The sequence below is a fragment of the Acinetobacter sp. ANC 5378 genome (assembly GCF_013004315.1).
In the GTDB taxonomy this organism is placed as follows: Bacteria; Pseudomonadota; Gammaproteobacteria; order Pseudomonadales; family Moraxellaceae; genus Acinetobacter.
In genome coordinates, this window is sequence record NZ_JABERK010000012.1 from 41,846 (window position 1) to 66,600 (window position 24,755).

Genomic DNA, 24,755 nt, shown 5'->3' on the forward strand with positions numbered 1-24,755 from the left:
CACCGAAGCAAATCGGCCCTTGTTTTTTACAGTCAATAAAACAAATAGACACCTTGCCTATTTACGAAAAGCGACTATGTTATTTTATAGATGCCAAGAATATTAGAAAGCGCAAAATATGACACAATCACTTCATCCTGCCGCTCAAAAAGGCTTCAGTTCTGCTGCAGAACTTTATCAGCAGGTGCGTCCGGGTTATCCTGCAGAGATCGTGAGTTGGCTGCAACATCAGCTGCAACTGGGCGCAAATTCACAGGTCATTGATCTGGGTTCTGGCACGGGCAAATTCTTACCCTACTTACAACAGATTACTTCGCATATTATCGCGATTGAACCGGTTCAGGAAATGCTGGCACAGTTGCAACATGCATTTCCCGAGATTCAAACCCTACAAGCCTCCAGTGAACAGTTACCTGTGGCTGCACATAGTGTTGATGCCGTGATCTGCGCACAATCCTTCCACTGGTTTGCCAATCTTGAGACTTTACAGCAAATTCATCAAGTCTTGAAACCCTCAGGACATTTGGCACTGATCTGGAATCAACGGGATATAAACGTTGACTGGGTCAAGGCACTGGCCGATCTGATCGAACCTTTCGAGGGTAACACACCGCGTTATCATAGTGGAAAGTGGAAAAATGTATTTGAGCAGCAATCATTATTTCAGTTAGAAAATGTCCAGACTTTTCAGCAGCAGCATGTCGGTACAGTAGAAAATGTGGTGTCTAAACGTCTGCTTTCCACCAGTTTTATTGCCGCAATGCCAGCCCCAGAACAACAGCAACTAAAAGCTTTATTTGAACAGATTATCTTCAGCTACACTGGTAAATATCCACAAGATGAAATTACCTTCCCTTATATAACCTATGCCTATGATTTTAAAAAAATTGATTAGAAATAAGGAATCATCATGAAAAAACTTCAACTTAAACAACTGGGTTTGCCTGTTTTATTATGTTCAAGCGTATTCTTGACGGCCTGTGATAACAGCAAAAATTCAGCCACTCAAAACGATAAAATTCAACCTGAAGATAAAGTCATGCAGGAGTTGATTACCGAACCAGTCAAGGCGTTTGAGAAAACGCCAGATGATCAACATGATATTGCCTTACTCACCGACTTCGATACACGCTTCACCCAAATGAGTGATGACATGGAAGATGAGCTGACCAAAATGCATGAGGAGGGATCCTTAACCGATGAATTTGCGCATAATCGTAAACGTGACAATATTCAGTCAGCACTGAATATGTTGAAAGAACTGGATTTAAAAACCCAGCAAGGCCGCTATATTCAAGGCTTAATTGCAGAATACTGGCAAACTCAAGCTAAACTGTATGATCAGCATAAAGATAACAAAGCAGAGGAAATGAAAAATTCAGGCGACCGGGTTAAAGGTTTAGGTAGTTTTTTACATGCCCAAGACCAGCTTGAACATTGGCAGTCACAATATCCGGAAATGGACAAAGCTGACACAAAAAAAACTGAAGCAGCTAAATCCGAGACAACTCAATCTAGCGACTAAAATCAGGTGCATAAAAAAGGGATTATTTGATCCCTTGATCTTTGTTGTAATGGCTTATGGTCTCTCATTCGGCCTTGGAAGCAATGTTATCAATCATTTCACCCTGAATTTCATAGCACGAACCGCCACACAAACGACTTCCTGTAGATGGTGTGGCTTCTAATTTATGTATGCATTTTTATGATGACCGAGTGTGAAAATTAGCATGCTTTAAACTGCAGTCCAAAATAATCCCTGCTATATATTTTCAGCAAGCAAGATAGTCATGTACACCCTCACCGGCAGCACGACCTGTGGCAAAACATGCAGTTAATAAATAACCGCCTGTCGGTGCATCCCAGTCCAGCATCTCCCCGCAACAGAACACATGCGGATTTGACTTTAATTGCAGCTGTTCAGACAACACGTCTCGTTTGATGCCACCGGCACAGCTAATGGCTTCTTCTATTGGACGGAAGCCCTGTAAAGGGATAGGCAAATGTTTAATCTGCTGTGCCAAAGCTCGTGGATCATTCCACACATCTTTAGCCACCAATTCACGCACCAGATTGGCTTTGGCAGGATCTAAACCGGCTTTGCGCCAGACATTACTTAAAGACTGCTTTTTACTGGGTTGTAATTTTTGCGCGAGTTGCTCAACCGTCTGATCTGGAATTAAATCCAAATAGAGTTGCATGGCCTGACCATTTTTAAGCTGCTGACGTAGCACGCGACCCTGTTTATAGATCAGACCACTCTCTAAACCATAATGGCTAATCACAATATCGCCCATGGTTTTGGCTTCTTCACCTTCTACCCATGCTTCAACACGCTTTAAAGGCTGACCAAACACTGGTTGCATAAACTTGGACCATGCGCGTTCCACGCCGGCATTACTGGCTTGAAAGGTTTCAATTTCATCCTGAGATAACCATTGTTGCCATGCCCCGTCACTGCCGAGTCGTGACCAGGATACCGCACCACAGGCCATCACAATGGCATCAAACTGCTGTTCAGTAATCTGTTGGTTCAGCAAATTTTTAACTTTAAGTATGGAACCTTCTAAACCCAGACATTGATGTCGATAATGAAAAATTACACCTTGTTCGACCAATCGTTTTAACCAGGCGCGAAGCAGTGGCGCAGCTTTCATTTCAACGGGAAATACTCGTCCCGAAGAACCGATATAGGATTCAACCCCTAAGCCCTTCATCCATTGCTGAATCCATTCGGCATCCCACTGTTTTACCCAGGGCTGCAGCCATTCCGCTTGATCATAGCGCTCTATAAATTGAGCTACAGGCTCGGCATGGGAAATATTTAAGCCGGTTTTTCCGGCCATTAAAAATTTACGTGCTGCCGATGGTTTCTGTTCATAGACATGCACGTCGTAATCGTACTGAGTTAAAACTTCTGCCGCCATCAATCCCGCAGGACCTGCGCCAATAATTGCAACACGTTTTTTCATAGCCAACTTATTCAGCATCTTTTGGATCAGTTTTTGATGCAGTTTCGATAACTGCATTTTGACCTTGCAGCGGCATAAAATCATCAAAACGGGTGGTGTAGCCTTCTGGCTTGGTGATGATGAGTTGCTGACACAATTCACCGCGCTCTAAATATTTAATTTCAAAATGAGTGCGTGCTGATGTAGCTGGAATTACTTCTTTAACAAACGGTAATTTCCAAGTCTCAATCAACTGCTGTTGTGCTTCTTCTATATATTCAGGAATATTACTGGCCAAAGTCACTGTGCCACCGACCTGTAAACGTGACAGTAAAAATTCAAAAAATGGCATATTCAACCAACGCTGCGCTGGGTTATGCGGTTCAGGATTTGGATACAGAATAAAAAATTGCTGAACTTGCCCAGGATTCAAGGCATGGACAATCCATGGCATGGCATCGGCATGAATCGCTTGTAAATTGGCTTGCCCTTCTAAAGCATGCTGTTTTTGCATCGCCACATATTTTTCACGGGTGCGTTCAATGGCAATCAATTTATGTTCGGGATGCTGACTCGAAAAAAGCAAGGCATGTTTACCTTTACCTGCACCAATTTCCACACAAATTGGCTCTGGGCTAATCATTTGAAAATCACGAGGCGCATGCATACGCTGTGCTTGAAATTGACGAATTGGCATAATCAGATCAAACTAACAAAAATCCGCTCAAGTCTAGCAAGAGCGGCTGAGTTTGACTAATCGAATCATCATTTTTATCCGGAGAATAAGATGCCTCGCACTTTTCCTTGCCCACGTTGTGGCAAACCTTCGACTTGGGAAGGCAACGAGTTCCGTCCTTTTTGTTCAGAACGCTGTAAAATGATTGATCTGGGCGCTTGGGCAAATGATGAATATAAACTGCCTACTCAAGATGCACCGCAAGCGGATGGCAGTCGTGAAGAAGATGAGTTTTAATTATTTCCAAAAATTGCACATATAATAAAGTCTGCATCTGCAGACTTTATTACCACAAAATTCCAAGTATTAACCGGCTTTACCTGCAACAAAGGGATTATGCTGTTTTTCAAAACCAATGGTACTGATTGGACCATGACCTGAAATAAATTGAGTTTCATCCGGCAGACTGAAACATTCACGCTGAATTGAATCGAGTAGTTGTTGATGATTTCCACGTGGAAAGTCGGTACGGCCAATCGAACCTTTAAACAGCACATCGCCAGTCCATAATAGAGCATAATTTTTGTTATAGAACATCACGTGACCCGGGGTATGACCTGGGGCAAAACGTACTTCAAATTCTTCATCGCCCAGCTTTAACACTTGTCCGCCTTCAAGCCATTGGGTAACGTCCACTTTTTCTGGAATAGGAAAGCCATAACGCGCTGAAGTCTCTTGAATCATATCTAGCCAAAATGCATCTTCTTTATGCGGACCAATCACAGGAACATTCCACACTTTGGTTAATGCTCCCACTGCCCCCGCATGATCCAAATGACCATGAGTCAACCATAAAGCTTTCACGGTCAAACCGAGTGCTTCAACTTCAGCTGCTAATTTTTCAGGCTCACCACCCGCATCAATCAAAACTGCTTCTTTACTTTCTGAATCCCAAACAATTGAACAATTTTGCTGAAATGCCGTAACCGGAACAATTTTAACTTGCAACATAATGGCGAAACCTCGGTGAAATTAGTGAGCGAATGTCTGCGTTAATGCATCAAGATTAGCTTGAAGCAAAGTTGTGAGCAATGCGATATGATCTGCACGGCTATTTAATGCAGGAATATAAGCATATTGCTCCCCTCCCCCTGACTTAAAGGTTTCAGCATTTTGCAAAGCCAGTTCCTCTAAAGTCTCGAGACAATCCGCAGAAAATGCCGGACTTAGCACTTGTACTGATTTCACCCCTTGCTCTGCCCATTTGGTCAACAGCGTATCCGTATAAGGTTTAATCCACTCTTGCTTACCAAAACGGGATTGGAAACTGGCTGCCCACTGATCGTCCTGTAAACCCAAAGCCTGCGCCACAAGTTGCCCGGTAATACGACAACGGTCTGCATACGGATCACCCTTATCCGCATACGGCTGTGGAATACCATGGAATGACATCAACAGTTTTTCTGCACCACCATGTTCAGCCTGATAATCCCGTACACTTTGCGCCAAAGCCTGAATATATAAAGGGTGCTGATAATAATCACGAATAATCGACAAGCCGGGTAAATTTCGCTGGGTCAGTATCCACTTGGCAACCGCATCATACAGTGGAGCGGTAGAGGTTGCCGAATATTGAGGAAACAGGGGAAGTAAAATAATGTGATCTTGTGGATTTAAGCTTAATTTTTGCAGCAATTCTTGAATACCCGGATTGCCATAACTCATGGCAGGGACAATATTTAATTCAAATTGCGGATAGTGCTCAATTAATTGCTGTTGAACCGCTTTAACTTGTTCTAAGACAATTTCACGCATCGGTGAATCTTGCCCCCAGACCATTGCATAAGCATGAGCCACACGCTTGGGACGAAACGGTAAAATAAACAGTCTTAAAATGATTTGCCAAACGGGTTTTGGAATTTCAATGACCCGCTGATCAGATAAAAACTGCTTCAAAAAGCGACGTACTGCAGGAACAGTGGGTTCGTCTGGCGTACCCAAATTGGCTAAAATAATGGTGACTTTCGCTTTAGGTGCAGAAAACATCAAACCCTTTCCAATATATATGAACTGGTCTACTTTAACAGTTTTCTGCACTTTCTCTATATAGATTAATAGTTAGACTTAAATTGAAAAACACGATGATTATCCAGCAAATTACTTTCTAAAAGCTTTTGCCCTTTGGGCGTGATTTGCCACAACATACGCTGACGGTCGTCACGTCCAGATTGTACAATCCAGTCATTTTGACGCATTTGCATTTTAATACTGTGCAAGGCACGAATATTAATTTGTGCACGTGCCACTGCATGGGCACGCGGCATTTCCACACGTGCATCTTCCAGCCCAGTGTCATTTAAATAGTCATTCATACATTTAGAAAAATATTCTTCCGGCGTCGGATTGACAAACATGCTGCCTAAAATATTCAGTAACTGTGCCCAAGTCAGTTTCTTTTGAATTTTCAGCTCTTTGAAATTGCCATCTTGATAGGCATGCATTCGATATTCAAAAGAAAATAATTCATGCATTGAAACTTTGGGTAAAGACAGGAAAGGATCGACTTCTCGCTTGCCCACTTCAGTTTCAAGTTGCTCAATTTTAGCTTTGAGTTGATCAATTTCATCATGCAAGGACTGCGTGTTCTGCGGTCGAACCCAACCTGAAACAGGATGGCGTTCAAGCATTTGCGGCATATTAAAGCGCACCGCCATTTCCAAATCACGAAGGCTACGGTAAGTAAAAATCTGATCCGCTTCTTGTTGTAATAATTTACGGAATTCTAGGAATTTTTCGCGAAGTTCCGGCTTTTTATCCTGTAAAGCCGAGTCCCGGGATGCCGGATCTTCATGCATAAAGACAATAATCGGCTTCTGCTTGGTGACCGCATAAATATATTCGAGGTGCATATACCCGACACCTGACACAGATTGCTCGCCATATTGACTGCCCAAAAGAATCACCACATAGTCGCAGTCGTCAATTTGACGACGTGCAAATGCCGTACTCAGGGGTGTCCGTTGTTCCAATCCCCAGGAAAAGAACCCCATTCCCACGAGAGTTTGAGCTAAAACAATACGTTCTGGTTGCATTTCACTGCCAGACGTAGAAATAAAAACCTGATAACGCTTATCGAGCATTGGTTATCCTCTTCCAATTGCATATTACATCCCCAACTGTAGCCATGCTGATCAGTTGTGCTGTAATCGACCACCCCAATCTAAAATTTATTTTTTTCTATATTTCAAAAGACTAGCTGCGTTTCTTTGCTTATTCAACACTAATGTTGCGAATATCCCAAGTTAAATTATCTTGAATCAGGTACTGCAACACAGTTTTTAAATTTTCTGCGTTATTGCCACTGACATGACATTCAATTCGTAAGCCGTCTTTTTGATCTTGCTCAAATAATAACTCATTTTTAATCAAAATTCGGGCTGTTTGTCGCGCAACAGGTACACCAGAGTCAATTAATGTCAGTTTCTGACCAAAAATCGATTCAATCGCAGGTTTCAGGAAGGGATAATGAGTACATCCCAAGACTAAATAATCTGCGCCTTGATCCACCACAGGTTGTAATATTTCTTTTAAAGTCGCTAAGCATTCCGCACTCATTTGTGAACCACTTTCCACAAAGGGCACTAAATCCAGACAGGTCACAGGAATGACATTCACATTGGCAGGCAGGGCAAAACGTTGCATCACATCTTGAATCAGTTTGCCCCGAAAAGTTGCTGGCGTTGCAAGAACCGCGACTGTTTTTGATTTGGTTTGTAATACAGCAGGTTTTAATGCAGGCACTAAACCGATAATCGGAAAATCTTCACCATAATAATCACGCAAATAATCCAGGCTAAAAGCAGAAGCGGTATTGCATGCCACCACTGCCACTTTACAGCCTTGACGATATAGCCATTCAATTGCATCGGCGGTCAGTTCACGAATATTTTGATCTTCCCGCGGTCCATAAGGCACATTGGCAGTGTCTGCATAATAAAGGATGCGTTCTTTGGGTAAATAATTCGCAATTTCCTGCGCGATAGACAAACCACCTATTCCAGAGTCAAAAATCCCAATAGGTGCATCAGCTTGCGCCTTGGGCATTGGATTTATTAAAGGATCGATAGGATGAATGGCTGTCATAACTTCACTTTCAGCAGTTCAAAAGACGGGAGAACAAAGCTTAAACCTCAGGTGCCCAATTGCAAGTAAAAATCGCCACTTTGTAAGCTTAAGATGGTATCACCTTGAGCGTTTTCAAGGAGCTGTCCCATTTCAATTAAATGAAAAAAAGCAGAACGTTGAATTAAGGCATTGATGCCAAAACGAACATGCACATAAGGACGTAGTTCACCTGAATATTCACGCATAAAAACTGAATGTTCCTGATCCACAATCACTACATCCTGCGTGGTGGTGGTGAATTGAATATAGGTTTTACCCTCAATTTTGACCTGATCCACCTGATTGACGAATAAAGGTTCATCTTCAACTTCTATTTCAATTTGTTCTACGGGAGTCTTTAAGTAGAACTTACCGTCTTCTTTCCAGAGTACGGTCGAGAACAGGTCAATCAAGGCTTGTCGTTTGATCAATTGACCTTCGTGCCACCATTCTCCATTGGTTTTTACCTTTAAATCCATTGCGCCACAATGCTTTGGGTTAAATTGGTCCAATGGGGGGATTGACCTTTTGTGACCGGTCTGTGCATCTTTTAAGTATTGTGTAATACCCATTAAATTTTTATCATCAGGAATAGCGACATTTTTCGTCTGATTTGGTGAATTATTTTGATTAACCATACGGAATACCCCTGCTGACGGAAAAATAATATGATTCAGCCAATTGGCTAGATCAAGGTTTAAAACTATACTAGCCCACAATATAAAAGACACGATAATAAAATTGTGTCTGGGCATTAAGAACACTCATGGCAGCACCGAGTGAAATCATTACGGTTGCCACCTTCAAATCATATGAGGAGTCCTACATGGAACACATCGAACGTGAATCGATGGAGTTTGACGTCGTTATCGTAGGCGCAGGCCCTGCGGGTCTTTCTGCGGCGATTAAAATTCGTCAACTTGCAATTGAAAACAACCTGAACGATCTGTCCGTTTGTGTGGTGGAAAAGGGCTCCGAAGTTGGTGCACATATTTTATCCGGTGCGGTGCTTGAACCGCGTGCCATAAATGAACTGTTCCCGAACTGGAAGGAAGAAGGTGCGCCTTTAAATGTTCCAGTGACAGAAGACAAAACCTATTTCTTATTGTCTGATGAAAAATCACAAGAAGCGCCACACTGGATGGTGCCGAAAACCATGCACAATGATGGCAACTATGTCATCTCGCTCGGCAATGTGGTGCGCTGGTTAGGTACGAAAGCGGAAGAACTGGAAGTGTCGATCTTTCCAGGCTTTGCAGCATCAGAAATTCTTTACCATGCAGATGGCACGGTTAAAGGCATTCAAACTGGTGACATGGGCATTGGTAAAGATGGCGAACCAACCCATAACTTTACTCCGGGTTATGAACTGCATGCCAAATACACCATTTTTGCAGAAGGTTGCCGTGGTCACTTGGGTAAACGTCTGATTGCAAAATATAACTTGGACAAAGATGCCGATCCACAGCACTACGGTATCGGGATTAAAGAACTTTGGGAAATCGATCCGGCAAAACACAAACCCGGTTTGGTGATGCATGGTGCGGGTTGGCCTTTAAATGAGACCGGTTCTTCAGGCGGTTGGTGGCTCTACCACGCTGAAAACAACCAAGTGACTTTGGGCATGATCGTGGACCTTTCCTACACCAACCCGCACATGTATCCATTTATGGAAATGCAGCGCTGGAAAACCCATCCTTTAATCAAGCAGTATCTTGAAGGCGGCAAACGTATTTCTTATGGCGCGCGTGCCGTAACCAAAGGCGGTTTTAACTCACTACCGAAGTTCACCTTCCCAGGTGGCTCTTTAATTGGTGATGATGCAGGCTTCCTGAACTTTGCCAAAATCAAGGGCTCACACACCGCGATGAAATCTGGCATGCTCTGCGGTGAAGCGGTGTTTGAAGCGATTGCTGCAGGTGTAGAAAAAGGCGGTGACCTGGCGGTTGCGCGTGTAGTTGAAGGTGAAGATTTCTTTGTTAAAGAATTGACAGCGTATACCGACAAGTTCAACAACAGCTGGTTGAAAGAAGAGCTGTATAACTCGCGTAACTTCGGTCCGGCAATGCACAAATTCGGTCAGTGGATCGGTGGTGCATTTAACTTTATTGACCAGAACGTGTTTAAAGTGCCTTTCACTTTGCATGATCTTGTCCTTGACTATACCGCACTGAAAACTCAGGCTGCTGAAACCTTCAAGCCCAACTATCCAAAACCGGATGGCAAGCTGACTTTTGACCGTCTGTCTTCAGTCTTTGTATCGAACACCGTGCATGAAGAAAACCAGCCGGCGCATTTAAAACTGACTGACGCTTCGATTCCAGTAAATGTGAACTTGCCAAAATGGGATGAACCTGCGCAACGTTATTGCCCTGCCGGTGTGTACGAAATCATGGAAGAAAATGACGGCTCGAAACGCTTCCAGATCAATGCAGCCAACTGTGTACACTGCAAGACCTGTGACATCAAGGATCCGTCTCAGAACATCACTTGGGTAACACCTGAGGGTGGCGGTGGTCCAAATTACCCTAATATGTAATTTTTAATAAAAAATCCCCTTTCGAGGGGATTTTTTATTGTCATCTTAAAATGAAGACTAAAATATTCTGAATTAGCCTTTCTTGACTAAATAATGAAATTCTTTATTGCCCGCTTCATCCAGCACTTCTTCTTGTAATAATAATTCATGACCTAAATGCATACAGAATTTCGGAATATCCCATGAAGTCGAATTATCTGTGGCAAACACTTCAACCACATCACCTGATTTTGATTTACGAATCGCTTGATGCAACATCATTACAGGTTCAGGACAACGTAGTCCTCGTGTATTCAGCTGAATAGTGGGAGTAACAAGCGGTTCAGACATTCTTAAACTCGGTATTAAAAAATTATCGCCATTTTAACATAAACTTAAATGCTGTCTTTTGCTTTCAAAGCACGGATCCAAATGATAGAAAATGATGACTCATGCATTCATGGATTACAGCGATTTTATAGATAGACATCTATATTTTCTCGAGTATGATAAAATTTGTTTTTTTTAGATATTAAGAGTCTTTAGGAAAGATCATGCACGAGGAATCAGGCCCGTCGTGGGGCATGCGCGGCTTACGTAAATGGTTAAGCACAGCACCCGAAACTCGCGACGAACTGCTAAAATTAGTACAAGATTCACGTCGTTTTTTAGAACCCGATACTGTTGCAATGCTTGAAGGCGTACTTGACCTTCCTGCAACAAAAGTCCGTGAGGTCATGACCCCGCGAACATCGATGATTAGCCTACAAGAAGATGATCAGCTGTTAGACATCTTACATACCCTTGTAGAGTCTGCACATTCACGCTTCCCGGTATTTTCATCCGATCAACCAGACAATGTGGTCGGCATTTTATTGGCCAAGGATTTACTGCCATTTTTGACAGAACCGAACAATAAGGTCGATATTCGTGCGCTTATGCGTCAGCCGATCTTTGTTCCGGAAAGTGCCCGATCTGACCAAGTGCTGCGTATGTTAAAAAATACGCAAACCCATATCGCTGTGGTCATTGATGAATATGGCACAACCTCTGGACTGGTAACTTTAGAAGACATTCTGGAAGAAATTGTCGGTGAAATTGAAGACGAACACGATAAGGTCGATGAAGAGGCCCAATACATTATTCCGGATAATGATCCTCAAACGGCGAATACCTGGCTCGTTCAAGCACTTACACCAATTGAACACTTTAATAATGTTTTAGATGCTGATTTTTCCGATGATGAAGTAGAAACTGTCGGCGGTTTATTGCTTCAAGAAATTGGTTTAGTGAGCGATTTACAAGGTCAAGTGATTGAGCTTGAAAATTGGGAATTCACCATTGTAGAAGCAGATGCACGCACTATTCATCTGATTCGAGCTGTCCGTAAATGAGAACATACTTTAATAAGCTGTTAAATCCATCTCAACAAAAAAATCAGCTCCCCTTTATTTACCCCTTTTTAATTTCGTTATTTTCAGGTGCCATGTTCAGTTTTGCGCTGGCACCTTATTATTACTGGTGGCTTGCACTACTGTCCCCGGCCTTGCTCTATGCTTCACTGCGTAAACGTTCGGCACGCCAAGCCTTTGGTATTGGCTGGGCTTATGGCTTTGGCTTATGGTTTGTCGGAGCCTTTTGGCTGTATACCTCAATCCATGTCTATGGTGATACCAGTGCCTTTTTAAGCGTACTGATGATTGCCTTTATGGCCTTGGTGATGGGTCTATTTACAGCCCTGCAAACCTGGATCTATCGTCGATTCTTCCCGGAAACGCCACTGACTTTTGCGCCACTTTGGGTGTTCTTTGAGTGGGCAAAAACCTGGGTATTCACTGGTTTCCCGTGGTTATTTGTCGGCTATGCCTTCACTGAACGCTTCTTAGATGGCTATGCACCATTATTTGGGATCTTCGGTGTATCGTTTGTGGTGATTATACTGGCCTGTGCGCTCGTTGAAATCTTGAATAAACGTGTGTTCTGGATTATCCCTTCCGCGATCTTATTGCTCGGTGCTTGGGGAGCTTCATATCTCAACTTTGTAGAACCAAAAGATGAGAAACCGCTTTCTGTTTCGCTGATTCAAGGCAATATTCCACAAGACCTTAAATGGCTGACAGAGTATCAAGTGAAAACCTTGATGATCTATGCCAATTTAAGTCGTACAGAATGGGGACGTGACCTGATCGTGTGGCCAGAATCTTCCATTCCCATGTTCCAGACCGATATCGAACCCTTTTTGGATGCCATGAAAGTTCAGGCAGAAAAATCAGGAACGGCATGGGTCACTGGTCTTCCCTATTGGGATTTGAAAGAATCAAAAATAGAACAGCACCCGATGTACTACAACAGTATCATGGCTACGGGTGATGACACTGAAGGCTTATATAAAAAGCAACGTTTAGTCCCGTTTGGTGAATATATTCCTTTATCTGGCTGGCTGAGCTGGGTATTGCCTGCATTGCAGAATGACCCCTCGATGAGTGGTTTCTCTCGTGGTGCAGATGACCAAAAACCATTGAATGTGAAAAATCATGCCCTGGGTGCGGCTATTTGTTATGAAGTGGCTTATCCAAACCTGACCCGTCGTAATGCCAGTCAAAGCGATTACCTGGTTACCGTATCCAATGATGCATGGTTTACCGGAACTGCAGGGCCTTGGCAACATTTACAAATGGTGCAAATGCGTGCCAAAGAAAATGGGCGCTGGTTTATTCGTGCCACCAATACCGGAGTGACAGCATTTATCGATCATAACGGACATATTGTGAAACAGGCACCGACAGATCAAACAGCCATCCTTCGTGGTGAAGTTCCAGCGATGCAGGGTGAAACATTATATATGCGCCTGAGTGATTGGCCAATTCTGGGTTTCTCATTGTTATTGTTGATTCTAGGCTGGATTTATCGTCCACGTAAGGTCGATGTGTCGTTTAAATCACGGCGTTAGCTTTAAGTGTTCCCTCTCCTTCTAGGAGAGGGCTAGGGAGAGGTAAATTGTTTATGATTAATCACCCTCATCCTAACCTTCTCCCAGAGGGAGAAGGAATAAAAAGGCAATAAAAAACCGAGGTCAATGCCTCGTTTTTTTATTCAATTGATTTTAAAACTGGGTCACTAAATAAGACATCATTGCGGTTAAAAACAGCATCGGGATATAACGATAAACTTTCACTACACTTTGTTCTAAACTTGAAATCTGTTCTTGTTTTAATCTTAATACAGTCGCTTTTAATGCAGACCAAAAGCACAATACAAATAATGCACTGAATAAACTGATTGCAAAAAAGCCCACCATAATCTGGCTACTTCCTTCCGTCGCATTCCATAAGGTTAAAATGCCCTGACTCATTGGAAGCAAGCTTAAAATTAAAAGAACAGACTTGAGCATTACTCCATGAAATTGGTTAATTTCATCCGATATGATTAATGCTTTCACTCCACCCTCCTTGGCTAAAAAAGTGCCATCAAGGATATTATGCTCAGTTTTAATTAAATAAAAAGACTATATTTCTTCATATCTTACGATTATTGTAACCATCACATATGCTAATCATTCTTATTATAAGTCTCAAACAGAGATTATTATCTAATTTCAATAAATCCAATTATTTAACATATATTTTATAATTAAGAGGTATTATCACTTCACTTAGTATTGCAGCACACCACTCAGTGAAGTGATCTGTTTTATACCCTTAAAATAGTTAAGGGTTTTTAATTAAGGCTGATAATAAATATCGGCATCTGTACCTTCGCCGCCTTCTTTACCATCGCCGCCAAAAGAATATAAATCGAATGGACGACCTTCGGCACCGGGGATCACATATTGAATATCATTTTCCCAACTGTCTTTCGGATAGCCACCTTTCACATAACCACCCGGCACCCAGTTCTTTGCAGTCGCTGGCTGATTTACCAGTGCATCCAGACCGCCGTCCTGCATACTTGGATATTTGCTATTGTCCAGCTTATATTGGTCCAGTGAACCTGCAATGCTCTGCAACTTGATTACGGTGGTATCTACTTTGGCCTTTTCACCACGCCCCATCACATTAGGAACAATCAGTGCTGCCAATACCCCTAAAATCACAATCACCACCATCACTTCAATCAGGGTAAAACCAGATTGCTTGACTTGATATCGTTTCCCTTGCATCTCACTCTCTCGCAAAATCATTATCTTTATAAAAACGGGTTAAATCATATTATTCATATTTACAATCGGCAGCATCACCGCAATCACAATCACCAAAACAATACTGGCCATCAATACCAACATTAGCGGTTCAAGCAGGGCAAGCAGAGTTGAAATTAGGGTGGTGACTTCCCGATCCTGCATGGTTGACGCACGCTCCAGCATACGATCCAGCTCACCCGATGCTTCACCACTTTTGATCATTTGTACCATCATCGGTGGGAAATAACCACTGCGCTCCAGTTGCGTTGCCAGGTTGCCACCTTCGGTGACTTTCTCGGCTGCCAGATTAACAGAATCACGAATCACCCAGTTGTTGCTCACCGCAGCACCAATTTTAAGTGCATCTACCAAAGGTACGCCAGACTGGGTCAAAATCGATAAGGTACTGGCGAAGCGTGCTGCATTTATACCACGCGATAATTTACCAAATAATGGCAATTTGAGCGTTAAACGGTCAAATGCATAATGTCCTGCAGCGGTTCTTAAAAAACGAACTAAAGCCGAAAAACCGACCACACTCGCGACGAACAAAAACGGCCATGCCACACGAATAAAATCACTGGTTTTCATCAATGCCACAGTAATCCAGGGCAATGCATCTTTATTTTGATCAAAAGTTTTTACAATGTCGGGAACCACATAGGTCATTAATCCCATCACAATCGCAAACGACATCAGCATCAAAATAATGGGATAAATCATCGCACCCTGCACTTTCTTTTGCATGGCAAAACGGTTTTCGGTGTAATCTGATAACTGGTCTAGAATTAAATCAAGATGTCCCGAGCGTTCACCGGCGGCAATGGTAGCGATATATAAATCAGGTAAACGTCCGGCTTGCTGCAAGGCATGGGCCAGTGAATGCCCTTCCATAACTTTTGAGCGCACTGACATCAACAAATTTTGTACGTGGGCTTTTTCACTTTGCTTGCCCACAGCACGTAGCGCTTCTTCTAAAGGAATCCCTGCTGCAACCAAAACTGAAAGTTGGCGGGTAAACAATGCCAAATCATAAGCGGTGATTTTTTTCTGAAACCAGCGTTCTGAGTTATGCTTATCTTTTTGCTCAACAGGATCAACAGTCACAGGAATGAGTTCTTTGTCTCTTAACTGTTGACGAATTTGACGTGCTGAATCCCCCTCTAACACGCCTTTTTGCTGCTTCCCTGAAGCATCAATGGCAGTAAATTGATATGCAGGCATTGTGATGCTCTAATTTTCTAAAATTTGCTTCAGCGCTGTTGCGTCTGACCACCAAAATCATTCATATTCTTATATAAATGATTTGCTCACTCTACCATAACTCGATCTTGAGCACGACGAAATTTGATCAGGACGCTTTGACCCTTATTTATGCCAAATACATCCTCGATACCCGCCAACCTTTATCGCATTCGTGTTGCCGTACCGGTCTATATTTATGACTGTTTTGATTACACCTTAACGGCTGAACAATATCAGCAGGCAGAAGTAGGTGCGCGGGTTGCCGTATCATTCGGACGGCAAAATCTGGTCGGCATTATTGTTGAAAAATTAACAGCAGATACCCCGATTGATCCACGTTTTAAACTGAAAGCCATTACAGAACTGCTGGATGATCAGCCGATTTTAGACAGTAAGATTTTAAGTTTATTGACCTGGTCAGCTCAATATTATCAATTTCCGATTGGTGAAGTTTTCCAAAGTGCCTTACCGACCTTCTTGCGTCAGGGTAAACCGTATAATTTATTGGCCCGGATGTGGAAAGTTCTGGATTTAGCTGCTGAAGCAAAAGTAAAACGGTCTGAAAAACAGCAACAAGCTTATAAAGTCCTGAAATTGCATCCTCAGGGAACCACAGAAAATATTTTAAATTTGGCCGGCATTGAAACAGCAACACTGAAGGCTTTAGAAAAAAAAGACATTGTGGAGTGTGTGCTGGAAAATCAGGATTTTAGTCCGCAGCCGGTTACGTTGGCGCAAATGCCGCTCACGGCGAATGAAGATCAAAAGCATGCCATTCAACAGGCACTTAAAGCACAAAAAAAATATCAGGCTTTTTTACTGGATGGTTTAACCGGAAGCGGTAAAACCGAAGTCTATTTGCAAATCATGCAAGAGGTACTGAAACAAGGCAAACAGGTCTTGGTTTTAGTGCCTGAAATTGGTTTAACCCCACAAACGATTAGCCGTTTTCAGTCGCGCTTTCATGGTAATATTGTGCTGCTGCATTCAGGATTAAATGATTCTAAACGTCTCCAGGCTTGGCAAGCGGCGCAAACCGGTAAAGCCTCGATTATTTTAGGCACCCGTTCAGCCATTTATACCCCGCTGCCCAATCTGGGCTTAATCATTCTCGATGAAGAACACGACCTCTCTTTTAAACAACAAGAAGGCTTTCGCTATCACGCCCGTGATGTCGCGATGTATCGTGCTCATTTAGAAAGCTGTCCGATTATTTTGGGTTCGGCTACCCCGAGCATTGAAAGTTATGCACTGGCTGACTCAGGAAAAATGACCCGTTTAGAGCTGAATCAGCGTGCGGGTATTGCGCTGATGCCCAAGATTCATCTGATTGATCTAAAAATTGCCCAAAAGCAAAATGGCATTAGCCAAAGCCTGATTGAGGAAATTCAAAAACGTCTGGATAAAAAAGAGCAGGTGTTAGTATTTTTGAACCGCCGTGGTTATGCACCGGTACTAATTTGCGAAAGCTGTGCCTGGCAAGCGAAGTGTCCACATTGCGATGCCAACTTTACCGTGCATCGACAGCCTTATCAGCATTTGCATTGTCACCACTGTGGTAGCATTCACCGCATGCCCGAGCATTGTCCGCAGTGCAAACATACTGAACTGAAATCGATTGGCATGGGCACAGCCAAAGTGGAAGAACAGCTGCAACAGCTTTTTCCCAATTTCGATGTGATTCGGGTCGATCGCGACTCCACCAGCAGGGTCGGTAGCTGGCAAAAAATTTATGACAAAATCCAGAAAAGTGAACCCATTATTTTACTTGGCACGCAAATGCTGGCCAAAGGACACCATTTTCCTTATGTCACTTTAGTAGCTATTTTGGATATTGATTCTGGCTTGCTCAGTGTCGATTTTCGTGCCACCGAACGCACGGCGCAATTGATTATCCAGGTCGCAGGTCGTGCCGGACGGGGTGAACGTAAAGGTGAAGTCTATTTACAAACCTTGAGACCGGATCACCCCCTGCTCAATACCTTAATTGAAAAAGATTACCGACATTTTGCCCAGCAAACCTTAACAGAACGTCAAGCAGCACTGTTACCGCCTTTCCGGTATGCAGCACTGATTCGCTGTGAATCGAAAAGTCAGGAACAGAATCAGGAATTTTTACAGCAGCATGCTCAAGCACTCAGACAGGTTTCTGAAAACCTGATTGATATCTGGGGACCGATTCCTGCCCCAATGGAACGTAAAGCTGGGCGTTATCAGGCGCATATGGTGCTGTTGTCGCAAGATCGTGCCCGATTACACTTTTATATTCGTGCGTGGTGGCAAAACATGTTGCATCAAAAGCCCTCAACCATGAAACTGACACTGGATATAGATCCTCAAGAATTAAGCTAAGTTAAATTTCATGTTTTACTTAATTTTTTTGAAATTAGAATAAATACCAGGACGAACTGATGTCGCTACTGTTACAAATTACGATTTTCCTTGGTGCTTCGCTACTCTTGGTACCACTGGCCAAGCGCTTTGGAATCGCCACCGTACTCGGCTATTTGTTTACAGGAATTTTGCTCGGTCCCAGCGCATTAAATCTAGCCAGTGACCCTGAATCGATACAGGAACTGGCGGAATTTGGCGTTATTTTATTGATGTTCATTATTGGTCTGGAACTACGTCCACAACGCTTGTGGGAGATGCGCAAATCCATCTTTTTAATGGGCAGCTTACAGGTCGGCATTAGCGGCATTATTCTTGCCATCCTTGTCTTTTTTGCCTTAAACCAAAGCCTCTCTGCAAGTTTTGTGATTGGAACTGCCTTGGCTTTATCCTCTACGGCCTTTGTCCTGCAACTGCTTTCTGAAAAACAACAACTCAACACTACCTTTGGGCAGCAATCTTTTTCAATCTTATTGTTTCAGGATATTGCCGCTATTCCGCTATTAGCGATTATTCCGCTACTCGCTGGTACTGAATCGACCCATCATGGCGTGGCTTATTTTGCTGCAATCATTGCGACCTTTAGCGGTTTGTTCCTGTTTAGCCGCTATATGATGCGTCCGTTTTTTCGCTTTGTGGCAAAAAGTGGCGCACATGAACTGATTACTGCAGTCGGTTTGTTTATTGTCTTGGGCGTGGTTGCACTGATGGATGTACTCGGGATCAGTACCACGTTAGGGGCTTTCTTAACGGGGGTGTTGCTCGCAGACTCTGAATTCCGTCATGAACTTGAAGCCAGCATTGCTCCATTTAAAGGGTTGTTACTGGGTCTGTTCTTTATGACGGTTGGCATGACCACACAATTGTCACTCTTGGTCGATATGCCTTGGCTGATTATTGGCGGTGCACTCATTTTAATGCTGGTCAAAAGCCTGACTCTCACTGCAATCGCCCGTTATTTAAAATATTCATGGCGCAACAGCTTGCTGCTTGCCACCTGCTTGGCTCAAGGCGGTGAATTCGCCTTTGTGGTGCTCAAAGTCGCGAGTAGTGAAAAAGTATTAACCCAGGCGATTCTTGAGCCTTTAACATTAATTGTTACACTTTCAATGGTGCTGACCCCGATGTTGTATTGGCTGATTAGCCGCTGGATTATTCCATTGATTGATAAAGAAAAAGCTCCTGTTTATGATGAAATCCCCAACATCCATAACCCGATGATCATTGCCGGATTTGGGCGTTTTGGACAGATCATTGCCCGTATTGCCCATTTACAGCATCAATCCTTTACCGCAATTGACAGCAATTTAGAAAAAGTCGATTTCGTACGAAAGTATGGCGGTACGGTATACTATGGTGATGCCACACAACCGGATATCTTACGTTCTGCAGGTGTTGAACACGCCAAAATTTTTGTTCTGGCGATTGATGACATCGAAGACTCGATGAATGTCGCCCGTCATATTCGCTTAAACTATCCGAATCTGAAACTTTTGGTGCGTGCACGAGATCGCCATCATGTGCATTTACTGCGGGATTTAGGCGTAGAGCATATCTGGCGTGAAACCTATTTGTCATCACTGGGTATGGCCTATCGTGCCTTGCGTGAATTGGATATCAGTGAAGAAGATGCTTATAAAAGCATTGAATTGTTTCGTGATTACGATGAAAAATTATTGATTCAGCAACAACGGGTCTATACCGATGAACAAAAGATTTATGAAACTCATCGTAATGCATTGGCAGAGCTGGAACACTTATTTGAAAGTGATGCTCAAATTCGTCAAGAACCGACTGGCGTCAATTTACAACGCGGCTTAGCACATCAGCGTATTGATGTCACAAGAGATGATAGTAACTAGCTTGTGTTTTAGAATGTAGACACCATTAACACGGGCTATTGGAGAAATTTATGTCTGAATTACGTCAACGCTTTTATATTGAAAATTGCCCGATTCGTGGTGAAGTGGTGCATCTTGAAAGTGTTTTGCAAACCATTCTTGCCCAACGTGACTATCCGCAAGCCATTCAGGTACTTTTAGGTGAAATGCTCAGTGCTACAGCCCTACTTGCAAGCACCCTTAAAATTAAAGGACGTATTAGCCTGCAAATTCAGGCAGCAGGTACCTTCAAATGGGCCATGGCGGAATGCAACCATTTAGGTGAATTACGTGCTTCAGCAGATTACGAAGAAGACCCGCGCTTCTTTCAAGCAGAAGACAGCAGCACGGTTTTCAGAGCGCTTGTCAGTCCCGTACTGTTTATTAATATTGAACCTGAATTTGGTGAACGCTATCAGGGCATCGTTCCAATTGAGCATGACACCTTAGCCGGTTGTTTGATGCAGTATTATGATTTATCTGCACAAATTCCAACTAAAATCCGCTTGGCCAGTACTGCAGAACGTTCTGGCGGTTTACTGATTCAACTGTTACCGCGTATTAATGAAGAAGAGCAGCAACTTGTCGATGACGATCTCTGGCCACGCCTGACCATGTTGACTGACACCTTAAAGCCAGAAGAGTTAACTGAGCTTGAAGCCACAGAAATTCTCTATCGTTTGTACAATGAAGAAGATGTTCGGTTGCCAGAAGTCGAGCAATTAAGTTTTGGTTGTACCTGTTCTAAAGACCGTTGCGCCAATGCATTAATTCAAATTGGTGTCGAAGCAGTACGTGAAACCTTGGAGTTTCAAAATCCGATTACCATGGATTGCCAGTTCTGCAGTACCCGATACAGCTTTACAGCCGAAGAAGCCTTTGGATTATTTGGTAAACATCTGAGTTAATTCAACTCAAGCGGTAAAAAGAGTAGCCATATGGCTGCTCTTTTTTTAATGCTAAATTTAACTTTCCTCCTGTCTGTTTCCTGATTTGGATGCAGGTATGTGACTTGTAATCTGGTTGTTTTTCAGTAAAATTCCATACCGAAATAAAGCAAATAATGTCAATAAAGCTTTTATTTCTAATACATAAAAATAAATTAATGAGTGGAATTTTTACATGAACACAAAAATAATTTTGAGTGGATTAGTACTTATTGCCAGTAGCATGATTCATGCAGAAACACCTGACTTAGCCGGCATATGGAAAACCATTGACGACAAAACAGGATATGCTCGTGCAGACGTTTTAATCACCAAACAAAAAAATGGAATTTACCTTGGAAAAATTATCAAAGTTCATGCCATTCCAAACCGCCCTGCTATTGATCATTGTGAAAAATGTAAAGGCGCATTAAAAAATGCACCGCTAATCGGTCTTGCTATCTTTTCAGGCTTTAAGCAGAACCCTAAAAATAAAGATGAATTTATTGACGGTCATGTTCTAGACCCGCTTTCAGGTCATGTCTATCAGGGCAAAGGACGTCTTAATGTACGCGGAAATGTGCTTACACTACGCGGATTTATTGGCACAAGCCTGTTAGGTCGAACAGTGTCATGGATTAGGACTGAATAAAAATCATCTTCAGTCATCACAGGTTTTCCTATCAAAACTTGTGATTTTATCCAGCCCATTTCTTAATTCATTTTTACAACCTTATTCACATAATAACGTTATTAATTTTTACTTATTTAACTGGTAATAACCGCTTAAATTCGTTATAAATAAAACCATAATTTTCTTATGCCTTTATTGTGTTAGGTATTTTTCTCTCATTTTACTTGGGGTTAAACGGTTTATGAACTCAAAATTACGTACTTCTCTTTTTATGTTGTTGACTGGAACAATCAGCTTTTCTAGCTTTGCTTCTACCGATCCTTTAATTGGCAAATGGAAAACAATTGATGACAGAACGGGCTACTCATTATCGGATGTGATTATTCAAAAAGATAAGAATAATCATTATTCCGCTACAATTATCGATGTTCGCGCTGTACCCGGTGCTTATCAGAATACAGTTTGCGAAAAATGCATAGGTGCCAATAAAAATAAACCCCTTATTGGTATGACCATGCTTTCAGGTTTAACCCTGCATCCTGATAAGAATAATGAATTTATTGACGGTACTTTTTTAGATCCTGTTACAGGACAGCAATACCCTGCTCGTGCACGACTGGGCAATCATGGAAAACATTTGATTATTCGCGGATCTAAAGACGGCTCCGCTGTCGGTCGAAATATTACCTGGGTCAAAAATTAATCCTCTACAAGCCCTGTTCGGGGCTTTTTTTTAATATCAATTAATCTAAAAAAATAAAGCAACAAACATAATTCATTGTTTCTGTGAGACATTTGGCTTTTATTTGTTTGATTTTTCAAGTAATTATCGCTATAAATTAGGTGTTTTACTCTAAAACTAAAAACATTTCATTTTAAGGGGAGATTAATGAAGAAGTTATATAAAGGTATTTTCGCAGGGATAATTTTGGCAACACTTTCTTCATTAAGTTTTGCTGAAAGCGGAAATGATCCTTTAGTCGGCAAATGGAAAACAATTGATGACCGTACCGGTTATTCGCGTGCCGATGTTGAAATTAGCAAAAAACCCGATGGTACTTATGAAGGCATTATTGTCGCGACCCGCAACGTTCCGGGATCAGAAAAAATGGGGATCTGTTCCAATTGCCCGGGCAACTTAAAAAACAAACCCTTTCTCGGTTTACCTTTTATCTGGGGTTTTAAACAAAATCCGGATAACCCACGTGAATTTAATCATGGTCGAGTACTGGATCCTATTGGCGGCAAAGTCTACAAAGGTAAGGCACGTCTAAGTGCAAGTGGCAGGCATTTAAATCTTCGTGGTTATGTCGGAGTTTCAGTAATTGGACGTAGTGTAACCTGGATTAAATATTGATCTTATTCAAGATTTCTAAAGGCTCCTAAGAAGGAGCCTTTTTTTTGTCATAACTTGAAACAATAAGGTACATATCTCTACACTATTTCAGTTTTATGAAAGGCACAATAATGATTAAAACATAACCAACTCTAGCTTAAGATTTTATGTCTAAAAGTCATTATGAAGTTCTTGGCATTCAGCGTAATGCCACACCCGATCAAATAAAGAAAGCCTATCGAAAATTGGCTCGAAAATATCATCCGGACGTAAGTAAAGAAGCGGATGCAGAAGAAAAAATGCAAGCAATCAACGTTGCTTATGACACTTTAAGCAATGAAGAGAAAAAAGCTGAATATAATTTTCAGCTTGATCATCCTGAAGCTTTTTATCAATCTGGGGCACAAACAGGTACAGGCGGTTTTGATAATAGCCGCTTCTACCGCCAAGGATTTGAGCAACAGGGTCATTCAGACTTTAGTGGCTTTGAAGATCTTTTCGGACGTTTCGGTTCTGGCTTTGGTGGAGGGAATTATCAATATCAAAAGCAACAAAGACAGCAGCAGCGCAGTTATCAAGGTGAAGACCAACACGCCAGTATCGAAGTCGATGTGGCGATTGCATACCACGGATCAACCCAACAGATCACCTTGCAAATTCCGACTTTAAATGCATTTGGTGAAGCTGAAGTTCAGCGCAAAACATTACAGGTAAAAATCCCGAAAGGGATGAAAGAAGGTCAACACATCCGCCTTGCGGGACAAGGCCAAACAGGAGTCAATGGCGGAAAAAATGGCGATCTTTATATTGAAATTCACTATAAAGACACCGAGAAAATTCGAGTTGAAGGCGCAGATATTTACTACACCATCAATGTTACGCCATGGGAAGCAGCACTAGGACAAAGTATTGAAACTTCAACACCTGAAGGGACGAAAGTTCAGGTGAATCTGCCTAAAAATGCCAAGACAGGTCAGCAACTTCGGCTAAAAGGCAAAGGGATACCCAGCAAAACACCAGGTCATTTATTCCTGGTTTTAAATATTGTGTATCCAGCTGCGCAAACTGAACATGAACAGCAGGCTTATCAAGCTTTTGCGAAAGCTTTTTCAGCATTTAAGCCTCGCAATGCTTAAGGAGAGAATCATGACCACTATTCATTATCGTGAAATTATATGTGATGGGTTTAATCATGCGGAAGTCATTGATGAGCATCATAGTTTTGATTTAAAGCATTTTGCTGATGCCTGTGGACAAAGTCCGGAATGGGTTTTACAACTTCTCGAATACGATATTTTAGACACCCGCCCAGAAGAACGTATTCACCAGTTCTTTGGTGATGATGTTTCTCGTGCGCGTCGGGCTTACCGTTTACAACGCGACTTTGATGCCAGTCTTTCTGCGGTGGCGATGATGTTGGATTTAATCGACGAAGTACAACAATTACGCAAGCAAGTTAAACACATGAATGTAAAAGACTCTTGATTGAGCCTTTAAAACTGAATCGTACTGTTCTATAGGGACAAGTATGTAGGTGTTATTTCTATCCTAAAAACCCATTTTGTGAGAATAATCTAGGCTTATGAAAACCAAAGAATGCAATAAAAAAGTGAAAAAGATGTTTCCTGAACATCAGGAACTGATCCATAAACTACGTCATGATGACCCTCATTTTGCCAAGATATTTGAGAGTCATCAGGAGCTGGATAAAGAAATCGCTCAACTTGAACTCAATCCGGTCAATCTGATTAATGATGATATTGAGTCAATGAAGCGCAAAAAACTAAAAATAAAAGATGAGATTTATAAAATACTGACGCGAACTGCTCAAGTGGTTAATCTTTCTTAACTTTG

The 24,755-nt window shown here is 42.2% G+C and carries 26 protein-coding genes; 15 read left to right on the plus strand and 11 right to left on the minus strand.

Annotated features, from left to right (window positions below; translation table 11 throughout):
* Positions 1 to 118: 118 nt before the first annotated feature.
* Together HLH16_RS04375 and HLH16_RS04380 are read left to right on the plus strand one after the other, a co-directional pair.
* Positions 119 to 895, plus strand: a complete 777-nt coding sequence (locus HLH16_RS04375) for a class I SAM-dependent methyltransferase (protein ID WP_171528399.1) — start codon at positions 119 to 121, stop codon at positions 893 to 895.
* A gap of 15 nt (positions 896 to 910) precedes the next feature.
* Positions 911 to 1,525 carry a hypothetical protein gene (locus HLH16_RS04380; RefSeq protein ID WP_171528400.1) on the plus strand — a complete coding sequence of 205 codons (615 nt, stop codon included), beginning with the start codon at positions 911 to 913 and terminating at the stop codon, positions 1,523 to 1,525.
* Positions 1,526 to 1,772: 247 nt separating this feature from the next.
* On the opposite strand, the gene HLH16_RS04385 is transcribed toward HLH16_RS04380, so the two are convergent.
* Both HLH16_RS04385 and HLH16_RS04390 read right to left on the minus strand, forming a co-directional pair.
* Positions 1,773 to 2,972: a TIGR03862 family flavoprotein gene (locus tag HLH16_RS04385; protein WP_171528448.1), complete on the minus strand. Its 1,200-nt coding sequence runs from the start codon at positions 2,970 to 2,972 to the stop codon at positions 1,773 to 1,775.
* A 7-nt stretch (positions 2,973 to 2,979) separates the two neighbouring features.
* Positions 2,980 to 3,654 (minus strand): class I SAM-dependent methyltransferase, encoded by a 675-nt coding sequence (locus tag HLH16_RS04390; protein WP_171528449.1) that lies wholly within the window; start codon positions 3,652 to 3,654, stop codon positions 2,980 to 2,982.
* 84 nt (positions 3,655 to 3,738) lie between these two features.
* Between HLH16_RS04390 and HLH16_RS04395 the strand changes: the two genes are divergently transcribed.
* Complete coding sequence (locus HLH16_RS04395) at positions 3,739 to 3,924, plus strand: DNA gyrase inhibitor YacG (RefSeq protein WP_086193021.1); 186 nt, start codon at positions 3,739 to 3,741, stop codon at positions 3,922 to 3,924.
* A gap of 69 nt (positions 3,925 to 3,993) precedes the next feature.
* Here the strand turns inward: HLH16_RS04395 and HLH16_RS04400 are convergent, their stop codons facing one another.
* The 5 genes from HLH16_RS04400 to HLH16_RS04420 form a co-directional block, all read right to left on the minus strand.
* Positions 3,994 to 4,638: an MBL fold metallo-hydrolase gene (locus tag HLH16_RS04400; protein ID WP_171528401.1), complete on the minus strand. Its 645-nt coding sequence runs from the start codon at positions 4,636 to 4,638 to the stop codon at positions 3,994 to 3,996.
* A 21-nt stretch (positions 4,639 to 4,659) separates the two neighbouring features.
* Positions 4,660 to 5,673: a ferrochelatase gene (gene hemH / locus HLH16_RS04405; protein ID WP_171528402.1), complete on the minus strand. Its 1,014-nt coding sequence runs from the start codon at positions 5,671 to 5,673 to the stop codon at positions 4,660 to 4,662.
* Between the two features lie 65 nt (positions 5,674 to 5,738).
* Positions 5,739 to 6,767, minus strand: coding sequence for a DUF4062 domain-containing protein (locus HLH16_RS04410; protein ID WP_171528403.1), 1,029 nt, complete (start codon positions 6,765 to 6,767; stop codon positions 5,739 to 5,741).
* Between the two features lie 130 nt (positions 6,768 to 6,897).
* Positions 6,898 to 7,770, minus strand: a complete 873-nt coding sequence (gene murI, locus HLH16_RS04415) for a glutamate racemase (protein WP_171528404.1) — start codon at positions 7,768 to 7,770, stop codon at positions 6,898 to 6,900.
* 47 nt (positions 7,771 to 7,817) lie between these two features.
* Positions 7,818 to 8,429 carry a DUF1285 domain-containing protein gene (locus HLH16_RS04420; RefSeq protein ID WP_171528405.1) on the minus strand — a complete coding sequence of 204 codons (612 nt, stop codon included), beginning with the start codon at positions 8,427 to 8,429 and terminating at the stop codon, positions 7,818 to 7,820.
* Positions 8,430 to 8,617: 188 nt separating this feature from the next.
* On the opposite strand from HLH16_RS04420, the gene HLH16_RS04425 reads away from it, so the two are divergent.
* Positions 8,618 to 10,330 carry an electron transfer flavoprotein-ubiquinone oxidoreductase gene (locus tag HLH16_RS04425; RefSeq protein ID WP_171528406.1) on the plus strand — a complete coding sequence of 571 codons (1,713 nt, stop codon included), beginning with the start codon at positions 8,618 to 8,620 and terminating at the stop codon, positions 10,328 to 10,330.
* A 72-nt stretch (positions 10,331 to 10,402) separates the two neighbouring features.
* On the opposite strand, the gene tusA is transcribed toward HLH16_RS04425, so the two are convergent.
* Complete coding sequence (gene tusA / locus HLH16_RS04430) at positions 10,403 to 10,660, minus strand: sulfurtransferase TusA (RefSeq protein ID WP_004649978.1); 258 nt, start codon at positions 10,658 to 10,660, stop codon at positions 10,403 to 10,405.
* 203 nt (positions 10,661 to 10,863) lie between these two features.
* Between tusA and HLH16_RS04435 the strand changes: the two genes are divergently transcribed.
* Both HLH16_RS04435 and lnt read left to right on the plus strand, forming a co-directional pair.
* Positions 10,864 to 11,703 (plus strand): CorC family transporter, encoded by an 840-nt coding sequence (locus tag HLH16_RS04435; protein WP_131287747.1) that lies wholly within the window; start codon positions 10,864 to 10,866, stop codon positions 11,701 to 11,703.
* Positions 11,700 to 13,259, plus strand: a complete 1,560-nt coding sequence (lnt, locus tag HLH16_RS04440) for an apolipoprotein N-acyltransferase (protein WP_171528407.1) — start codon at positions 11,700 to 11,702, stop codon at positions 13,257 to 13,259. Before HLH16_RS04435 ends, lnt begins: the two co-directional genes overlap by 4 nt.
* A gap of 153 nt (positions 13,260 to 13,412) precedes the next feature.
* Here the strand turns inward: lnt and HLH16_RS04445 are convergent, their stop codons facing one another.
* From HLH16_RS04445 to gspF, 3 genes are all read right to left on the minus strand, one after another.
* Positions 13,413 to 13,748, minus strand: coding sequence for a hypothetical protein (locus HLH16_RS04445; protein ID WP_171528408.1), 336 nt, complete (start codon positions 13,746 to 13,748; stop codon positions 13,413 to 13,415).
* Between the two features lie 282 nt (positions 13,749 to 14,030).
* On the minus strand, positions 14,031 to 14,468 hold the full coding sequence (gene gspG / locus HLH16_RS04450) for a type II secretion system major pseudopilin GspG (RefSeq protein WP_171528409.1): 438 nt from the start codon (positions 14,466 to 14,468) through the stop codon (positions 14,031 to 14,033).
* Positions 14,469 to 14,507: 39 nt separating this feature from the next.
* Complete coding sequence (gene gspF, locus HLH16_RS04455; protein ID WP_171528410.1) at positions 14,508 to 15,713, minus strand: type II secretion system inner membrane protein GspF; 1,206 nt, start codon at positions 15,711 to 15,713, stop codon at positions 14,508 to 14,510.
* A 150-nt stretch (positions 15,714 to 15,863) separates the two neighbouring features.
* Here gspF and HLH16_RS04460 point away from each other — a divergent pair, with 150 nt between their 5' ends.
* The 9 genes from HLH16_RS04460 (at position 15,864) to HLH16_RS04500 (ending at position 24,750) form a co-directional block, all read left to right on the plus strand.
* Entirely contained in the window at positions 15,864 to 18,086 is a 2,223-nt protein-coding gene (locus tag HLH16_RS04460; protein ID WP_171528411.1) for a primosomal protein N', read from the plus strand.
* Between the two features lie 59 nt (positions 18,087 to 18,145).
* On the plus strand, positions 18,146 to 19,987 hold the full coding sequence (locus HLH16_RS04465) for a monovalent cation:proton antiporter-2 (CPA2) family protein (protein WP_171528412.1): 1,842 nt from the start codon (positions 18,146 to 18,148) through the stop codon (positions 19,985 to 19,987).
* A gap of 50 nt (positions 19,988 to 20,037) precedes the next feature.
* On the plus strand, positions 20,038 to 20,913 hold the full coding sequence (gene hslO, locus HLH16_RS04470; RefSeq protein WP_131287765.1) for an Hsp33 family molecular chaperone HslO: 876 nt from the start codon (positions 20,038 to 20,040) through the stop codon (positions 20,911 to 20,913).
* A 214-nt stretch (positions 20,914 to 21,127) separates the two neighbouring features.
* On the plus strand, positions 21,128 to 21,583 hold the full coding sequence (locus HLH16_RS04475) for a DUF2147 domain-containing protein (RefSeq protein ID WP_250850225.1): 456 nt from the start codon (positions 21,128 to 21,130) through the stop codon (positions 21,581 to 21,583).
* 223 nt (positions 21,584 to 21,806) lie between these two features.
* Positions 21,807 to 22,268, plus strand: a complete 462-nt coding sequence (locus tag HLH16_RS04480; RefSeq protein WP_171528413.1) for a DUF2147 domain-containing protein — start codon at positions 21,807 to 21,809, stop codon at positions 22,266 to 22,268.
* Between the two features lie 186 nt (positions 22,269 to 22,454).
* Positions 22,455 to 22,922, plus strand: a complete 468-nt coding sequence (locus HLH16_RS04485; RefSeq protein WP_171528414.1) for a DUF2147 domain-containing protein — start codon at positions 22,455 to 22,457, stop codon at positions 22,920 to 22,922.
* Positions 22,923 to 23,068: 146 nt separating this feature from the next.
* Positions 23,069 to 24,037: a DnaJ C-terminal domain-containing protein gene (locus tag HLH16_RS04490; protein WP_171528415.1), complete on the plus strand. Its 969-nt coding sequence runs from the start codon at positions 23,069 to 23,071 to the stop codon at positions 24,035 to 24,037.
* A gap of 10 nt (positions 24,038 to 24,047) precedes the next feature.
* Positions 24,048 to 24,386 (plus strand): chaperone modulator CbpM, encoded by a 339-nt coding sequence (locus HLH16_RS04495; protein ID WP_131287777.1) that lies wholly within the window; start codon positions 24,048 to 24,050, stop codon positions 24,384 to 24,386.
* A gap of 97 nt (positions 24,387 to 24,483) precedes the next feature.
* The gene (locus tag HLH16_RS04500; protein ID WP_131287780.1) at positions 24,484 to 24,750 is read left to right on the plus strand and encodes an HP1242/YdcH family protein; all 267 of its coding nucleotides are present in this window, start codon (positions 24,484 to 24,486) and stop codon (positions 24,748 to 24,750) included.
* Positions 24,751 to 24,755 lie beyond the last annotated feature (5 nt).

Bases quoted from the DNA above. Each gene is read 5' to 3' on its own strand.
- HLH16_RS04375 (WP_171528399.1), top strand. From the start codon at position 119: ATGACACAATCACTTCATCCTGCCGCTCAAAAAGGCTTCAGTTCTGCT.
- HLH16_RS04380 (WP_171528400.1), top strand. From the start codon at position 911: ATGAAAAAACTTCAACTTAAACAACTGGGTTTGCCTGTTTTATTATGT.
- HLH16_RS04385 (WP_171528448.1), bottom strand. From the start codon at position 2,972: ATGAAAAAACGTGTTGCAATTATTGGCGCAGGTCCTGCGGGATTGATG.
- HLH16_RS04395 (WP_086193021.1), top strand. From the start codon at position 3,739: ATGCCTCGCACTTTTCCTTGCCCACGTTGTGGCAAACCTTCGACTTGG.
- HLH16_RS04400 (WP_171528401.1), bottom strand. From the start codon at position 4,638: ATGTTGCAAGTTAAAATTGTTCCGGTTACGGCATTTCAGCAAAATTGT.
- hemH (WP_171528402.1), bottom strand. From the start codon at position 5,673: ATGTTTTCTGCACCTAAAGCGAAAGTCACCATTATTTTAGCCAATTTG.
- HLH16_RS04410 (WP_171528403.1), bottom strand. From the start codon at position 6,767: ATGCTCGATAAGCGTTATCAGGTTTTTATTTCTACGTCTGGCAGTGAA.
- murI (WP_171528404.1), bottom strand. From the start codon at position 7,770: ATGACAGCCATTCATCCTATCGATCCTTTAATAAATCCAATGCCCAAG.
- HLH16_RS04420 (WP_171528405.1), bottom strand. From the start codon at position 8,429: ATGGTTAATCAAAATAATTCACCAAATCAGACGAAAAATGTCGCTATT.
- HLH16_RS04425 (WP_171528406.1), top strand. From the start codon at position 8,618: ATGGAACACATCGAACGTGAATCGATGGAGTTTGACGTCGTTATCGTA.
- tusA (WP_004649978.1), bottom strand. From the start codon at position 10,660: ATGTCTGAACCGCTTGTTACTCCCACTATTCAGCTGAATACACGAGGA.
- HLH16_RS04435 (WP_131287747.1), top strand. From the start codon at position 10,864: ATGCACGAGGAATCAGGCCCGTCGTGGGGCATGCGCGGCTTACGTAAA.
- lnt (WP_171528407.1), top strand. From the start codon at position 11,700: ATGAGAACATACTTTAATAAGCTGTTAAATCCATCTCAACAAAAAAAT.
- gspG (WP_171528409.1), bottom strand. From the start codon at position 14,468: ATGCAAGGGAAACGATATCAAGTCAAGCAATCTGGTTTTACCCTGATT.
- gspF (WP_171528410.1), bottom strand. From the start codon at position 15,713: ATGCCTGCATATCAATTTACTGCCATTGATGCTTCAGGGAAGCAGCAA.
- HLH16_RS04460 (WP_171528411.1), top strand. From the start codon at position 15,864: ATGCCAAATACATCCTCGATACCCGCCAACCTTTATCGCATTCGTGTT.
- HLH16_RS04465 (WP_171528412.1), top strand. From the start codon at position 18,146: ATGTCGCTACTGTTACAAATTACGATTTTCCTTGGTGCTTCGCTACTC.
- hslO (WP_131287765.1), top strand. From the start codon at position 20,038: ATGTCTGAATTACGTCAACGCTTTTATATTGAAAATTGCCCGATTCGT.
- HLH16_RS04475 (WP_250850225.1), top strand. From the start codon at position 21,128: ATGAACACAAAAATAATTTTGAGTGGATTAGTACTTATTGCCAGTAGC.
- HLH16_RS04480 (WP_171528413.1), top strand. From the start codon at position 21,807: ATGAACTCAAAATTACGTACTTCTCTTTTTATGTTGTTGACTGGAACA.
- HLH16_RS04485 (WP_171528414.1), top strand. From the start codon at position 22,455: ATGAAGAAGTTATATAAAGGTATTTTCGCAGGGATAATTTTGGCAACA.
- HLH16_RS04490 (WP_171528415.1), top strand. From the start codon at position 23,069: ATGTCTAAAAGTCATTATGAAGTTCTTGGCATTCAGCGTAATGCCACA.
- HLH16_RS04495 (WP_131287777.1), top strand. From the start codon at position 24,048: ATGACCACTATTCATTATCGTGAAATTATATGTGATGGGTTTAATCAT.
- HLH16_RS04500 (WP_131287780.1), top strand. From the start codon at position 24,484: ATGAAAACCAAAGAATGCAATAAAAAAGTGAAAAAGATGTTTCCTGAA.